The following is a 14,904-nucleotide window of genomic DNA, read 5'->3' as shown; positions in this document are numbered from 1 at the left end:
CGGTCCGCTCAGGTGACGGGCAGTCCGTAGGCCCGGTCGAAGTGCTGGGCCACGAGGTGTCCGTTCCCGTCGCAGGAGAGCTGCCAGTCGTTGACACCGGTCTCGCGGCCGTCGGTGAAGTTCCACAGCAGCCGGCCGGAGGCGGTGTCGATGGCGTAGAAGCCGTCCTTGTTCTCGTAGGCGGGGACGTAGACGGCGTGCGCGCCGACCGCGATGGGGCTGTCGACGTTGAGGCGGGGCGTCTCGCAGAACCAGCGCCGGGTGCCGTTCGCCGCGTTGAAGGCGTACACGCCGTACGGGTCGGTGCCGGTGGCGTAGACCGTGTTGCCGCCCGCGCCGAGGGAGGCGAACATGCCGCGCTCGGCCTTGGCCTGCCAGCGGACCCTCCCGGTGGTGAGGTCCAGGGCGATGAACTCGGAGCCGATGGCGAAGACGGTCCGGCCGAGCACCGCCAGCCCGGGCCTGAGGTCGTAGCCGACCTGGTGCCGCCAGCGCAGGGTGCCGTCGTCGTGGGTGTTGCGGGCCGCGACGTTGCGCAGTCCGTCGGCGTAGACGAAGTAGTCGGACGTGATGACGGGGTGCAGGGGGACGCCGACGTCCTCGGGGTCGATGGGGATGACGAGGGCCCGGCGGGTCCGCAGGTCGACGCCGAAGACCGTGCTGGTGGAGGTCGCCACGCCCTGCTCCCCCGACCGGCGCAGGCTGGCGCCGAGGACGGAGACGGAGTAGTCGTCGTAGCTGCCCAGCAGTTGGTCGAACTGGTAGTCCTCGCCGAAGTCGAGGGTGAACCTCTCGGTCCCGCCGGCCGGGTCGACGCCGATCAGGGTGGCCCCCGTCCCGCCGAGCGCGACCGCGGCGTCGTTGGCCAGCAAGACGGGCGTGGGCGAGAGGCTGATGCCCTGGTAGACCCAGCGCGGTTGGGCGCCGTTCGTCACGTCCAGGCAGACCATCGTGCCGGGGCGGGTCTTGAGCAGGGCCGTGCCGTTGTGGAAGACGGCCGGGGCCTGGAGCAGCGGACCGCCCCGGAAGACCCAGGCCGGTTCGGGGGCCGGGCCGGCCGGGCGCGCCCCCGGTCCGCCCGGCCTTCGGCGCGCGGCCAGGACGGCCGCGCCCCCGATGACCGCGGTGCCGGCCGCCGCCGCGGTGAGGAGGGTACGCCGGGAGACGCGGGAGCGGGTGGTGCGGGCGCGGTGCGGGGTGGGGGTGGCGGAACGTTCCGGCACCGGGTCGTCCGCCCCTCCGCGTGCGCCCGCCCGTACCGGGTCGAGGTCCGTCGCCCGCTCCGGCCGCTCCTGCAGTCGCCGTCCGGGGCCGTGGCGTTCCGCCTCCCGCGGCTCGGCGGCGAGGGCTCCGGCACCGTCCGCACGGAAGGCACCCTCGTCCGGTTCGCCCGCGCCGCCTGCCCCGGCCGGGCCGCTCCCGCCGGGGCGGCCGGTGGCCGCCCCGGCGTGCTCACCGGCGAGGGCGGTGTCGTACCCCGGCCAGCCCACCGTCGCGTAGGCCGATCCGGGCCGGCCGGGGGCGGCGGACTCCGGCTCGGCCGCGTCGGCGAGGGCCGCCGGTTCCGCGGTCCGCACGCCGTCGGGCGCGCCCTCGCCCCGGACGAGGTCCGTCGCGGTCGCCCGGCGCTCCGCGAGGGCCGCGGCGGCGCGGCGGGCGGCGATCATGTCGGCCACCGGTCCCGGCAGCCACCCCTCGGTCAGCACCTGGTCGGCGCCGCCGGGCGCGCAGGCGGCGGAGAGCCGGTCGGGGTCGATCCGCAGCGCCGGGTCCTTGGTGTGACAGAGGCTGATGATCTTGTCGAGCGGCTCGGGCACCTGGGTCAGATCGGCCGAGCCGTGCACCACCTGGTAGAGCAGCGCGGCTCCGGCGGCCCCGCCGAAGGGCGGGTGGCCCGACGCGGCGAACGCGAGCACCGAGCCGAGACAGAAGACGTCCCCCTCCGGCCCCATCTGCTCGCCGGTGGCCTGCTCGGGGCACATGTAGTCGAGCGAGCCGAACAGGGAGCCGTCGCCGGTGAGTTCGTAGCCGTCCCGGGCGCGGACGATGCCGAAGTCGATGACGCGCGGGCCGTCGGCGGCGAGCAGCACGTTGGACGGTTTGAGGTCGCGGTGGACCAGCCCCTCGGCGTGCACCGCGGTCAGCGCCTCGGCGATCCCGGCGCCCAGCGCGAGGACGGTCTCCACCGGCAGCGGCCCGTGTTCGGCGACCGCCTCGGCGAGGGTGGGGCCGGCCACGTAGGCGGTGGCGAGCCAGGGCGTCTCGGCGTCCGGCGCGGCGTCGAGCACCGGTGCCGTGTAGACACCGCCGACCGCCGCGGCGGCGGCCACCTCGCGGCGGAAGCGGATGCGGAAGTTGCTGTCCTCTGCCATCTCGGGACGGATGACCTTGACCGCGACGGTACGGCCGTCCGCGGACCGCGCCAGGTAGACCCGGCCCATGCCGCCTGCCCCCAGCCGCGCCAGGAGGCGGTAGGGGCCTAGCTGCTGGGGGTCTTCTGGGCGCAGTGATCTCATGCCCTCGGCCGCCTGTTCTCGTGGTGGCGGGCGGGGGTCCCGCCCACGCTGCGGGGGAAGGCCCTGTGGGGGGTCTGGGAGCAACACTAGAGGCAGGAGGGGCGCACGGGGGGACTTCGCGGCTTCGGCGACCGCCCGGACGACGGCCGGAACGAGCCTCGTCCTCCCCTTTCCGAAAGCAATATGACGAAGCGTCAGAGATCGGGTGACACGTGCACGTCCTGCGGGAACAGTGCGCGATGAGCAACAAGTGCAGAATGAAGCCACTTGCTCCGGCACAGAGGTCGGATGTGTTGAAGGTCACCTCCCCGCCGCGCTACAGGGTCGCCGCAGGACCGATTCCACCGCGGACCCCGGGAGCCGGACGTCGCACAATCGGCTCCAGTACGGCGAGGGCCGCGAGGCCCTGCCGAACGCCGCCGTACGCGTGGTGGCGCGGGACGGACTGCGCAGGCCGACCTACCGGGCCGTCGCACAGGAGGCCGGTGTCACCCACGGTCTCGTCGTCCATCACTTCGGCTCGCGCGACGCGCTGATCGAGGAGGCGCCGGCCCACACGATCCGCACCTCGCCGAGCGCCGGCTCCCTGGAACCGGGCACCGGCAGGGTCGCGGACTTCTCGACCGGCCTGCCGGAGATGGTCACGGCGGCCCCGGACACCCAGGCGTTCCAGTACGAGCTGCTGCTGGAGTCGCGCCGCAGGCCGGAGCTGCCGCCCCCACTGCGCGCCCTCTACGACCAGTACTTCGACGCCACCCGGCGCGAGCCGGGCCGGATGCTGCCGGCCGGCGCGGACCGGGCGCCGACCCGGCTCGTCTTCGCCGCGCTCGACGGGCTCGTCCTGCACCAGCTGATCTTCGGGGAGCCCGAGGTCACGGACTCCGCCGCGGAGGAGCTGCGGTCCCTGCTGCGCCTGCTCGACGCGGACGGCGACACCACCGACGACGCCCACCCGTAGCCCCTGCGACCTGCACTTCTGGCGGCCCCGGACGTTCGGCGTCCGGGGCTTTCGCGCGTCTCGGGGCCAGAAAAAACCCGCCGCACCCCCTTGCCAAACGGATAGTCCCCGCCGACGATGAGGCAACTCGTTTGAACCAAAACGAACTCCCCATCCCTCCCCGTCCCCGACAGGTGAATCCGAGTGGACAGTCAGACGGCGGTCACCCCGCACTCCGCGCACGATTCCTCCACCGCAGGCAGGCTCAAGCCCGACTCGCTCGGCGTCCTGGGCATCCTGTTCTTCGTCCTCTCCGCCCAGGCACCGCTGACCGGCATCGCCGGCGCGGTCCCCATCGCCATCGCGATCGGCAACGGGGCCGGCGCCCCCGCGGCGTACCTCGCGGCCGGTGTCGTGGTCCTGCTCTTCTCCATCGGCTTCGTCGCCATGGGCCGCCACGTCGTGGACGCCGGCGCCTTCTACACCTACATCGGCAAGGGCCTCGGCCGCTCGACCGGCTCGGGCAGCGCCGGTGTGGCCCTCTTCGCCTACTGCGCCGTCCAGGCCGCCATGTACGGGCTCTACGGCGCCACGGTGGGCGCTCTGGTCGACCACTACGCCGGCGTCCACGTCGACTGGTGGGTGTGGGCGCTGGTGACCATGGTGATCGTGCAGTTGCTCGGCGCCTGCGGCATCGAGATGGGCGCGAAGGTGCTCACCGTGTTCGTGCTCGCCGAGTTCAGCATCCTGATCGCCTTCGCGCTGGTCACCCTGTTTCGGGGCGGCGGCCCCGAGGGGCTCGGCATCGGCGACAGCTTCTCCGCGCACGCCGCGCTCCAGGGCGCCCCCGGCGTGGCGCTGATGTTCGCCGTGGCATCGATGTTCGGCTTCGAGGCCACCGCCATCTACGGCGAGGAGGCGCGCGAGCCGAGGAAGACCGTCCCGCGCGCCACCTATCTCTCGGTCGCCGTCGTCACCGGCTTCTTCGCCTTCACCTCGTGGATGCTGGTCTCCGCGCACGGCGCCTCCCGGGTCACCGACGAGGCGGGCAAGGCACTGGCCTCGGGTGACGCCACCTCCTTCGTCTTCGCCCCCATCACCGCCCTGTTCGGGTCCTGGGTCGGCGACGTCCTGCCCGTCCTGCTGGCGACCTCGCTGTTCGCGGGCATCCTCGCCTTCCACAACTCCGCCAACCGCTACCTGTTCTCGCTGGGCCGCGAAGGTCTGCTGCCGCACGGGCTGACCGCGCTCAACCGGCGCCACTCCCCCTGGGCGGCCGGCATCGTCCAGACGGTGATCGCGGTGGCGCTGGTGATGCCGTTCGCGGTCCTCGGCAAGGACCCGGTGCTGACGCTCTTCTCCTGGTTCAGCGGGGTCGCCGTGCTGGCCGCGATGCTGCTGTACTTCCTGACCTCCGTCGCGGTGATCGTCTTCTTCCGCCGCTCGGGTGCCGACACCCGGCTCTGGAACACCGTGATCGCCCCCGTGCTGGGCGCCCTCGGCATCGCGGGGACGATCTGGCTGATCATCCAGAACTTCACCACACTCATCGGCGGCGACTCGGCCACCGCCCTCTGGCTCCAGCTCACCGTCCCGGCCGTGCTCGCGCTGGGCGTGGTCGTGGCCCGGCCGACCCGGCGGCCGCCCGTCGCGCCGCCCGCGCCCGTGCCCGCACCGGCGATCACGCCCACCGCGACCCCACCCGCACCCGCCCCCGCGACCGGTTCCGGGGACCAGGAGGAGAACCGCTGATGCCGGCCCTCGCCCACGACGAGCTGCTGCGCCGCGCCAAGGACCTGACCCCGCCCACCCGGCACCACGTCGACGGGCGGGAGGAACCGGGCGGCGGGGCCACCTTCACCGTCGTCTCGCCCCGCGACGGCCAGGTCCTGGCCGAGGTCGCGGACGCCCGGCAGGCCGAGGTGGACCTGGCCGTGGCCGCCGCCCGCCGCGCCTTCGACTCCGGCCCCTGGCCGCGCCTCGCGCCCGCCGACCGCGGCCGGATCCTGTTGCGCGTCGCCGACCTGCTCGAAGCGCACCGCACCGAGCTGGCGCTGACCGTCAGCCTGGAGATGGGCAAACCGATCAGCGACGCGTACGGCATCGAACTGCGCGCCGCGATCGGCACCTTCCGCTGGTACGGGCAGCTCGCCGACAAACTCACCGACGAGTCGCCGCACACCGCCCCGGACGCCCTGGCCCTGGTCACCCGGGAACCGGCCGGGGTCGTCGGCGCCGTGGTGCCGTGGAACTTCCCGCTGACCCTGGCGAGCTGGAAGGTCGCCCCGGCACTGGCCGCGGGCTGCACCGTCGTGCTGAAGCCCTCCGAGAACGCACCGCTGTCGGCGCTGCTGCTCGGCCGGATCGCCACCGAGGCGGGACTGCCGCCGGGCGTGCTCAACGTGGTGACCGGCGACGGTCCGGTGGCCGGCCGGGCGCTCGGGCTGCACCCGGACGTGGACGTGCTGGCCTTCACCGGCTCCACCGCCGTCGGCCGGCACTTCCTGCGGTACGCCGCCGACTCCAACCTCAAGCGGGTCTGGCTGGAGCTGGGCGGCAAGTCGCCGAACATCGTCCTGCCCGACGCGCCCGACCTGGAGAAGGCCGCCGCCACCGCCGCCTGGGGCATCTTCTTCAACCAGGGCGAGATGTGCACCGCCCCGTCCCGGCTCCTGGTGCACTCCTCGGTCGCCGAACGCGTCACCGAGGCGATCGTGACCCGGGCCCGCGAGCTGCGGGTCGGCGATCCGCTGGACCCGGCGACCGAGATGGGCGCCCTGGTCGGCGAGGCCCATCTGGAGCGGGTCCTCGGCCACGTCGGCACCGGCCTCGACGAGGGCGCGCGGCTGCGCGCGGGCGGCGGACGGACGCTGGCCGACAGCGGCGGGAGCTTCCTGCGGCCCACCGTCTTCGACCGGGTCGAACCCGGGATGCGGCTGGCCCGGGAGGAGATCTTCGGGCCCGTCCTGTCGGTCCTCGCCTTCGACGACCTGGACGAGGCGGTCCGGCTGGCCAACGCCACCGAGTACGGCCTCGCCGCCGGCCTGTGGACCTCGGACCTGTCCACCGCCCACCGGGTCTCCCGCGCCCTCAGGGCCGGGACGGTCTGGGTCAACTGCTACGAGGAGGGCGATCTGACGGTCCCCTTCGGCGGCGTGAAGCAGTCGGGCAACGGCCGCGACAAGTCCGTCCACGCGATGGAGAAGTACACCGAACTGAAGACCACCTGGATCCAGCTGTGAGCCGTCCGAGCAGTCCCGCACGACCGCTGGTCGCGATCCCCGCCCGCTTCAGCGCGACGACCTCCGCCCTGCGGTACGCCGCGGAGGTCAACGCCCGCGCCCTGATCGAGGCCGTCTGGCGGGCGGGCGGCGAACCGGTGGGCCTCCATCCCGCCCCCGGGGAGCTGCCCGGACGCCTCGCCCGCTTCGACGGCGTACTCCTCCCCGGCGGCGGCGACCTCGCCCCGCACCGCTACGGCGCGACCGACGTGCACGCCGGTGTCTACGACGTCGACGCCGCCCAGGACGACTTCGACCTCGCGCTTGCCCGGCACGCCCTCGACCTGGGGCTGCCGCTGCTGGCGATCTGCCGCGGCCTCCAGGTCGTGAACGTCGCCCTCGGCGGCACCCTGGAGCAGGACATGGGCGGCCCCGGGCATGAGCACCGGCACCTCGTGCACCCGGTGCCGGTCCGGCGCGGCACCCTGCTGGAACGGGCGCTCTGCGCGGAGAAGGCCGAGGTGTCCTGCTACCACCACCAGCGGGTGGGGCGCACCGGCGCGGGACTCACGGTCACGGCGCGGGCCGCCGACGGCACCGTGGAGGGCCTCGAACTCCCGGACGCCCCGGGGTGGTTCACGGCCGTGCAGTGGCACCCCGAGGACACCGCCCACGCGGACCCGGCACAACAGGGCCTCTTCGACGCCCTGGTACGGGCCTGCACCCCCTAGTGCCGTGACCGGAAAGGTTCACCGGCTCGCGACGCCCGGCACGGCACCTCGCCGCGTTGTCGCATCACCCGAGTACATCCAGTACGCGGGCGACGCTCCGCCTTGCGATGCACCGCACCGGACGCCGCGAGCTTCCCGGCAAACCTTCCCGGTCACGGCACTAGCTGCAGGGTCCTCATGCGGTGCCGCTGCCGCTCCCGGCCGGGGGGAGGCCGAGTTCGGCCAGGATGGCGTCGGTGTGCTCGCCCGCGGCGGGGACCGCGTCCATCCGGGGGGCCACCCCGGCCAGGTCCACGGGCGGGACGAGGGAGGGGATCCCGGCTCCTCCGGGGAGCGTCACCTGCCGCCAGCGGTCCCGGGCGGCGAGCACGGGGTGGCCGAGGAAGGCGTGGACGTCGTTGACGTCGGCGTTGGCGATGCCGGCCGCGTCCAGCAGGTCCCGCACCTCGTCGCTGTCCGACGCGGCGAACCGGGCGGCGACGATCGCGTTCAGTTCGTCGCGGTGGGCGACCCGGGCGGGACCGGTGGCGAAGCGCGGGTCGGCGGTGAGCGCGGGATCGCCGAGGAACCGCTCGCACAGGGCCGCCCATTCGCGTTCGTTCTGGACGGAGAACAGGACGTCCTTGCCGTCGGCGGCCGTGTAGGCGCCGTAGGGGGCGATGGTGGCGTGCTGGGTCCCGACGCGCGGGGGCTGGGTGCCGCCGAAGCGGGTGTAGAGGGCGGGCTGGCCCATCCATTCGGCCAGTGCCTCGAACAGCGAGACCTCGACGGCCCGGGCGACCCCCGTGGTGGCCCGGGTGAACAGGGCGGTGAGGATGCCCGAGTAGGCGTACATGCCGGCGGCGATGTCGGCGACGGAGATGCCCACCCGGGCGGGTTCCGCGGGGCCGCCGGTGAGCGAGACCAGACCGGTCTGGCACTGCACCAGCAGGTCGTACGCCTTGCGGTCGGCCCAGGGGCCGTCGGAGCCGTAGCCCGTGATGGCGCACGGGATCAGTGAGGGGAAGCGGGCGCGCAGCTCCTGGGCCCCGAGGCCCATCCGGGCGGCCGCGCCGGGGGCCAGGTTCTGGACGAACACGTCGGCCCGCGCCAGCAGTCGCTCCAGCACCTCCCGGCCGTCCTCGGTCTTCAGGTCGAGGGTCAGGGATTCCTTGGACCGGTTGAGCCAGACGAAATAGCTGGACTCACCGTGCACGGTCGTGTCGTAGCGGCGGGCGAAGTCGCCGCCCCCGGGGCGCTCCACCTTGATCACCCGGGCACCGAGATCGGCCAGCTGACGGGTGGCGTAGGGGGCGGCGACGGCCTGTTCGACACTGACGACGGTGATACCGGCGAGCGGCAGCGGGGCTTCGGACGGCTCGGTCATGGGCTGACCTCCGGGCTTCTTCGATGCTTCCGACAGCGTCCCGACATCATGAACGGTCAGGGCGGGGGTGAGGGTTCCGGTGCGGCGGGCCGGGCCGCGGGACCCGTACGAAGGGGTCCGGCGGCCCGGTCGCTCAGCCCTGGCGGGCCGGTCGCTCCAGGCCGGTGAGGAACGGCGCGAGGGTGCGGGTGAGGGTGTTGTGCGACGGCGCGGCGAACAGCGGATCGAGGTGGTTCATCGCCTCGTCGCTCGCGTAGGCGGCGTACGGGATCCGGGAGTCGGCGGCCACCCGGCGGGCGGACGACACGACGGTGCCCCGGGCGTAGCTCGTCCCGAAGGCGTACAGCGGGACGTCCAGACCCGTGCCGTGCCGCAGCCGCAGCCCGAGCGAGCGGGCCGTACCGGTGTCGGCGTAGGCGTCGGTGACGTCGAGGTCCACGGAGAGCCTGGCCGGCCAGTACCACTCCCACACGCCCGGTGCGGGGTCGCCCGCGTAGGCCTGCGCGACCCGGGCGATCGGGGTGATGCCCTCGTCGACCCAGCGGCGCACCTCGCCGTCGGCGGCGAGCCGGCCGGAGTGCACGCTGATGTCGTTCGGCCACCCGGAACCGGCGTCCACCAGGGTGCCCAGCAAGGCGGCGTTGGTCACCGGGACCGGGGGGCGCAGGGCCTCGGGCATCCGGGGCTGCAGGACCGAGGGGCCGTCGGGGTCGTGGTGCGCGTACCAGCCGGCGAGCTGGTACCAGATCTGGGTGGACTCGGCGCGGGCGCCCAGTCCGACCCCGCTCAGGGTGAGGTCGAAGACGGCGCCGCCGTCGATCGCCGCGAGCCGTCGGCGGACCTCGTCGGGCGAGTCGGCCACGGGCGCCCCGGTGCCGTCGAAGGCGCCGCGCACCCCGCCGTCGACCAGGACCAGGCCCGCGAGGGCCCGGTGGCCGGGGCGGCCGTCGAAGTCCCAGGCCGCGTACGCCATCGCCGTGGTCGCGCCCCAGGAGTGACCGCCGAGCACCACCCGGCGCCGGCCGCCGCAGGAAGCGGCCCGGACGACGGTGTCCAGGTCCTCCAGGGTGCGGGCCAGACCCCAGTGCGCGGCGAAGGCGGAGGCGGCGGGGTCCTGCGCGCGGTAGCGGCCGTCCAGGTAGTACGCGGCCGGGTCCGCGCCGGTGAACCCGGAGCGGTCGGCCAGGTTCTCCTCGCGCCGGTCGAACGCCCATACCTGGACGCCGGGCACGGCGGCGACGAGATCGCGGGCGAGCAGCCTGAAGTCGTTCGCGGCACCGAACATGCCCGGGACCATGACCAGCACCGTGGGCGCGGTGCCGGAGCCGACCTTGAGCACGTGCACCCGGTCCGTCCCGGCCGGGCCGCCCCCGGCGCCGACGGAGATCGGGACGTACGGCTCAGGGGCGCCGGACGGGCCGTACGGCTCGGCGGCGTACGGCTCGGCGGCGGCCCGACCGGCGACGAGCGGTGCCAGGGCGAGCCCGCCGGCCACCCCGCCGAGCAGCGCCCTGCGCGTGAGGCCGCGGCTCATGGGGCGCACCCGCCGACGCGCCGGGTGCCGACCGCCACGTCGTCCATGCGGAGGTCGTACGACGTGGGCGTGGGGTCGGCCTGGTAGAGCTGCCAGCCCAGCTTGAGCCGGTCGAAGGCGGGGAAGACGAAGTCGCCTGCCGTGCCGCCGTGCTCCTTGGTCGAGACGGTCAGCTCGGGCCGTTCCACGCCGTCCAGGTAGACGGTGACGCGGTTGTCGGTGGCGTCGAGGTGGAATTCCACGCAGCTCCACCGGCCGGCGGCGGCCGGGGCGGAGGTCTTCCAGGCGGTCCAGTCCCCGGTCGGCCCGAGGTCGGAGCCGACTCCCCAGAAGTTGTCCTTCTCGGTGGGCACGTACTGGCCGCCGAGGGGGCGTACGACGGTGGGGGTGTCGAAGCCGGAGGCCTCCGCGAGGGTCCAGTGGGCCCAGTCGGGGGCGAGGGGGAAGGCGTCCACGCGCAGCCGCAGTCTGGCCCAGAAGCTGTTGCCGGCGGGGGCGAGGTCGTCCAGGACGAGGAAGGCGCGGCCGTTGCCCTCGGTGTGCAGGCGCAGTTGGCGGCCGTGGCCGTCGGCACCGGGCTCGACGGTGAGCGAGCCGTGGGAGGTGTCGGAGGTCCAGCCGCGCCCGGCGGTGACCGGGCCGAGGGGGAGGCGGTCGAAGGTCTCCCGGAAGAAGGGGTGGGAGGAGGCGGGGGTGGCCGAGGCGGTGGGGGGTGTCGCGAGCAGCGTGGCCGTCGTGGCTAACAACGCGGCTGCGAACTTCCTCATGCGTATCATGCGCTCAGTCTGCAGCACCCGGCACAGCGCTCACCCGGCAGGGACCCCTGCTGGTCACCCCGACCGGTCGCCCAACACCAGTCCCCCGCAAGCCGGTTGGGGAACAACCGGAGCCTCGGTGGCCGGTTTGCGGATGAGCAGCAGCGCCGCGTCGTCGTGCAGCTTGCCGCCGACGTGCGCGAGCAGTTCGTCCTGGAGGGCGTCGAGGGTGCGGGCGGGCTCGTCGGTGACGTGGCGGCCCAGTCCGTCGACGAGCGGATAGAACTCCCGCCCGTGGTCGCGGGCCTCGGTCACCCCGTCGGTGTAGAGCAGCAGTTGGTCGCCGTCGCCGAAGGGGAGCACCTGCAGGGCGGGGCTCTCGCCGGCGAGGGCGCGCAGACCGAGGGGCGGTGCGGGGTGCGTGGGCTCGACCGGGGTGACGGTCCCGGCGGCGCGGACGAGCAGCGGCGGGGCGTGTCCGCAGTTCACCACTTCCAGTTCGCCGTCGCGCGGGTGGCCCGCCACCACGGCGGTCACGAAGTCGTCGGGTCCGAGGTTGCGCGCGAGGCTCCGCTCGATCCGGTCGACGACGGTGAGGAGGTCGGGTTCGTCGTGGGCGGCCTCGCGGAAGACGCCGAGCACCAGCGCGGCCGTCCCGACGGCCGGCAGTCCCTTGCCGCGCACGTCGCCGACGAGCAGCCGGACGCCGTACGGCGTGGGCACCAGGGCGTAGAGGTCCCCGCCGATCCGGGCCTCGGCGGCCGCCGCGCTGTAGCGGACGGCCACCTGGAACGGACCGACGATCTCCGGCACGGGCAGCAGCAGCGCGTGCTGGGCGGCCTCCGCGACCGAGCGGACGGCCGCGAGGACGCGCTCCCGGCGCCCGCGCAGGGCGCTGGCCAGCCCGCTCGCCAGGGTGACGGCCGCGAGGGCGGACAGGACGGCGACGAGTTCCCGGGCCGGGACGGCGTTGCGGACGCCGAGCACCGCGCCGAGCACACCGGCGAGCAGACCGACGTACAGGACACCGCGCGGGCCGTTGGTGGTGGCGGCCAGCGCGGGGCCGACCGCGAGCAGGGGCAGCCAGGTGAGCCCGGCACCGCCGAGGAGGTCGACCAGGATCACGCCGAGAACGATCAGCACGGGCAGGACGGGTCCCGCCACGACATACCTGAACAGGTGCGTCGGCCCGTGGTCGGCGCCACGGTGTCGGGCCTGGTTCATGTGCGTCCGCAGTCCTCGTCTGTAGTCGGCGTCTGTGGTCGGCGTTCGGGGTCGGCGGGTGGAATGTCCGTTTGATATAGGAAAACGGGTTCGGCTCCCGTGTCACAAGGTGCGGGATTTCAGATAGTGAGCGAGAGGCTCCTGGTCACCCGGTTCGCCGTGGGAATCAGCCGGTCGCGGATCTCCCGGAGCCGCGGCTGCCGGTCGACCGGCAGGGACACGCCGAGCGAGCCGAGGACGTCACCGCTGTAGACGGGGACGGCGACGCAGACCGTGCCGAGGGCGTACTCCTCCAGGTCTGTGACCGCCGGGGCCACGGGTGAGGCGTCGAGCTGCCGCAGCAGCTGCGGGGTGCTGGTGATCGTCCGCGGGGTGAGATCGGCGAGGTGGTGGCGGGAGAGGTAGTCGTTGCGGGCCTCCTCGTCCATCTCCCGCAGCACGGACTTGCCGAGCGCCGTGGCGTGTCCGGCGTCCTCGAAGCCCACCCAGAGGTCGACGCGGGGCGTGCGGGGGCCGTCGACGATCTCGGCGACGCGGATCTCACCCTCCTCGTAGAAGGTGAGGTAGGCGGCGGTCGCGAGCTCGTCCCGCAGCGCGGCGAGGGTGGGCCGCACCCGGCTGAGGAGGGCCTGTCCCCGGCCGGAGGTGTGCAGCGTGCGCAGCCGGTCGCCGAGGACGAAGCCGCCGTCCTCCAGTTTGCGCACGTATCCGTCGTGGACCAGGGTGCGCAGCAGGTGGTAGGCGGTGGCCAGGGGCAGGCCCGTCTCCCGCGCCAGCTGTTTCGCCGGCGCGCCGTTCTCGTGCGCGCTCACCGCCTCCAGCAGCCGGAAGGCCCGCTGGACGGACGTGATGAGCGTGGGCCCGTCCTGCCCCGCCATAGGACCAGCGTGCGCCGCGGGCGGGCGCCAGGCAAGGCGTGCGCCCCGCGGCGCTACGGCACGACGGTGGGCCGTGCGGCGCGGGCCGCCTCCAGGTCGGCCGCCGCCCGGCGGGCGTCCGCGGCAAGACGGGGGGAGCGCCAGGCCTCGGCGGTACGGGCCGCGAGGGCGTAGTGACCGGCGGCCGACCGGTCCTCGCCGAGCAGCCGGTGGAGATCGCCGAGGGCGTGGGCGACGGGGCGGGTCGCGCAGGCCGTGCCGGCCGCGCCCGCGAGCTGGTCCCGGAAGGGCAGCATCCGTTCGATCAGCGCGGCCGCCGTGGTGCGGTCGGCCCGCAGGCTGGTGGTGTGCACGTCGATCGCCTGCTGGAGCAGGTCGACGGCGGTGTCGTGGGTGTAGCGCCGCTCGGCGACCTCGGCGGCGCGCAGGGCGTAGTCGACGGCGAGTCTCGACGCCCCGGTGGAGCTGTTCGTCGGGGGGCCGGGCCGAGTGCCCGGACGAGATCAGGACCGGGCCGCAGGGCGCCGAGGACTACTGGCGGATGCTCTTCGAGCGGCAGCCGCACAGCCGCACGTACGTGTCGGTGCCGTTGCGCCGGATGATGGCCTGGTACTACCTGCGGCTGCTGATCACGGTCACACCGCACCAGGTGGTCGTACGCGAGCCGTTCGTGCCGCCGCCGGTGGGCTCGCCGGTGCCCGGCGGTCTGCCGGGGGCCGACCGGCTCGCCCGGCACGCGAGCGCGGTACTGGCCGCGCGCGACGCCTCGGGGGCGCCGGTGCCGGCGCGGACCCGGCCCGTCCCGGCGGACGGCGGTTACGCCGTGGCGGTGCCCGCGGACTGCGCCGCCGCCCCCGGTCCGGCCTCGCTGCTGGTGCACCGGCACGACGAGAGGATCAGCCACATGCAGAACGCGCTGGTGCGGGGCGAGTTGCGCAGATCCGGTCAGTCCTGGCTGCTGGTGCCGGAGCGGGTGGTGGAGCCGATGGGGTCGGGGCGGCCCACCGACGCGTTCAAGGTGCTCGCCCACACCCGGCGGGCCACCGCCCGCTACCCGCAGCGGCGCGGACTGGGGCAACCGCCCGTCCAGTGGGCCGAGTTCAAGGCGCTGGTGGCGCAGGTCAAGGGCCGCTGACCCGGACCAGCCCGGCGACATGGGCGGTGACCATGTCGAGGACGTCCGTCCCGGCGGCCGCCTCGCCGAGGACCAGGTAGTTGAGGGTCAGCCCGTCGGTCATCGCGGCCAGGTAGCGGGCCAGGACCGGTACGGGGACGCCGAGTTCGAGGTCCATGCCCCGGCACAGCTCTCCGATGAGCTCGGCGTACGCCTCCTCGTAGAGTTCGTACTGCCGGCGGGCCAGGTGGGCGAAGCCGGGCTCGCGCAGGGCGTACTGGGTGAGTTCGTAGGTCAGCATGTGCTCGTCGGGGTGGGCGCGGACGTGGTCCCAGTACGCCTGGAACCCGGCCCGGACCGTCTCGCCGAGGCCGGCCCTGGGCGAGAGCGCCTCCTTCACGACGCTCACCGAGTGGGCGGTGAGCGTCGTGATGACGGACTCGACGAGGGCCTGCTTGGAGTCGAAGCAGTAGTGGAAGACGCTGAGGGACACCCCGGCCTCGGCGGCGATGGACCGGGTGGTCGTCCTGGGGACGCCGTCCCGGGCCATCGCCCTGATCGCCGCTTCCGTCAGCTGTCTGCGCCGCTGCGCCGACGGCATCCGTGCCATGCCGGTCCCCCGTTGTCG

Annotated in this window: 12 protein-coding genes and 1 pseudogene; 5 read left to right on the top strand and 8 right to left on the bottom strand. The window is 74.2% G+C overall.

Annotation, left to right across the window (positions count from 1 at the left end):
• Positions 1–8: 8 nt before the first annotated feature.
• On the bottom strand, positions 9–2,516 hold the full coding sequence (locus U5640_RS39270) for a protein kinase (RefSeq protein ID WP_340383994.1): 2,508 nt from the start codon (positions 2,514–2,516) through the stop codon (positions 9–11).
• A gap of 376 nt (positions 2,517–2,892) precedes the next feature.
• Here U5640_RS39270 and U5640_RS39265 point away from each other — a divergent pair.
• From U5640_RS39265 to U5640_RS39250, 4 genes and pseudogenes are all read left to right on the top strand, one after another.
• Positions 2,893–3,474: pseudogene (locus tag U5640_RS39265) on the top strand (TetR family transcriptional regulator); the annotation flags it as partial.
• Positions 3,475–3,657: 183 nt separating this feature from the next.
• Complete coding sequence (locus U5640_RS39260) at positions 3,658–5,205, top strand: APC family permease (protein WP_340383993.1); 1,548 nt, start codon at positions 3,658–3,660, stop codon at positions 5,203–5,205.
• The gene (locus tag U5640_RS39255) at positions 5,205–6,695 is read left to right on the top strand and encodes an aldehyde dehydrogenase (RefSeq protein WP_340383992.1); all 1,491 of its coding nucleotides are present in this window, start codon (positions 5,205–5,207) and stop codon (positions 6,693–6,695) included. Before U5640_RS39260 ends, U5640_RS39255 begins: the two co-directional genes overlap by 1 nt.
• Positions 6,692–7,405 (top strand): gamma-glutamyl-gamma-aminobutyrate hydrolase family protein, encoded by a 714-nt coding sequence (locus U5640_RS39250; RefSeq protein ID WP_340383991.1) that lies wholly within the window; start codon positions 6,692–6,694, stop codon positions 7,403–7,405. Before U5640_RS39255 ends, U5640_RS39250 begins: the two co-directional genes overlap by 4 nt.
• 175 nt (positions 7,406–7,580) lie before the next feature.
• Here the strand turns inward: U5640_RS39250 and U5640_RS39245 are convergent, their stop codons facing one another.
• The 6 genes from U5640_RS39245 to U5640_RS39220 all read right to left on the bottom strand — a co-directional run bounded on the left by U5640_RS39245 (position 7,581) and on the right by U5640_RS39220 (position 13,515).
• Entirely contained in the window at positions 7,581–8,771 is a 1,191-nt protein-coding gene (locus U5640_RS39245; protein WP_340383990.1) for a CaiB/BaiF CoA-transferase family protein, read from the bottom strand.
• Between the two features lie 133 nt (positions 8,772–8,904).
• Positions 8,905–10,305: an alpha/beta fold hydrolase gene (locus U5640_RS39240; RefSeq protein ID WP_340383989.1), complete on the bottom strand. Its 1,401-nt coding sequence runs from the start codon at positions 10,303–10,305 to the stop codon at positions 8,905–8,907.
• Entirely contained in the window at positions 10,302–11,081 is a 780-nt protein-coding gene (locus tag U5640_RS39235) for a hypothetical protein (protein ID WP_340383988.1), read from the bottom strand. Before U5640_RS39235 ends, U5640_RS39240 begins: the two co-directional genes overlap by 4 nt.
• A gap of 54 nt (positions 11,082–11,135) precedes the next feature.
• Positions 11,136–12,284: a PP2C family protein-serine/threonine phosphatase gene (locus U5640_RS39230; protein WP_340383987.1), complete on the bottom strand. Its 1,149-nt coding sequence runs from the start codon at positions 12,282–12,284 to the stop codon at positions 11,136–11,138.
• 119 nt (positions 12,285–12,403) lie between these two features.
• Positions 12,404–13,162 (bottom strand): IclR family transcriptional regulator, encoded by a 759-nt coding sequence (locus tag U5640_RS39225; protein ID WP_340383986.1) that lies wholly within the window; start codon positions 13,160–13,162, stop codon positions 12,404–12,406.
• Positions 13,163–13,215: 53 nt separating this feature from the next.
• Positions 13,216–13,515 (bottom strand): hypothetical protein, encoded by a 300-nt coding sequence (locus U5640_RS39220; protein WP_340383985.1) that lies wholly within the window; start codon positions 13,513–13,515, stop codon positions 13,216–13,218.
• Positions 13,516–13,703: 188 nt separating this feature from the next.
• On the opposite strand from U5640_RS39220, the gene U5640_RS39215 reads away from it, so the two are divergent.
• Positions 13,704–14,297 (top strand): hypothetical protein, encoded by a 594-nt coding sequence (locus U5640_RS39215; RefSeq protein WP_340383984.1) that lies wholly within the window; start codon positions 13,704–13,706, stop codon positions 14,295–14,297.
• Here the strand turns inward: U5640_RS39215 and U5640_RS39210 are convergent.
• Positions 14,284–14,886, bottom strand: coding sequence for a TetR/AcrR family transcriptional regulator (locus U5640_RS39210; protein WP_340383983.1), 603 nt, complete (start codon positions 14,884–14,886; stop codon positions 14,284–14,286). The genes U5640_RS39215 and U5640_RS39210 overlap by 14 nt on opposite strands.
• Positions 14,887–14,904 lie beyond the last annotated feature (18 nt).

Origin of the sequence: Streptomyces sp. SS7 (genome assembly GCF_037993025.1) — a bacterium.
In the GTDB taxonomy this organism is placed as follows: domain Bacteria; phylum Actinomycetota; class Actinomycetes; order Streptomycetales; family Streptomycetaceae; genus Streptomyces.
Note: the sequence above shows the minus strand (reverse complement) of the source record. Positions and strands in the feature narration are given on the sequence as shown.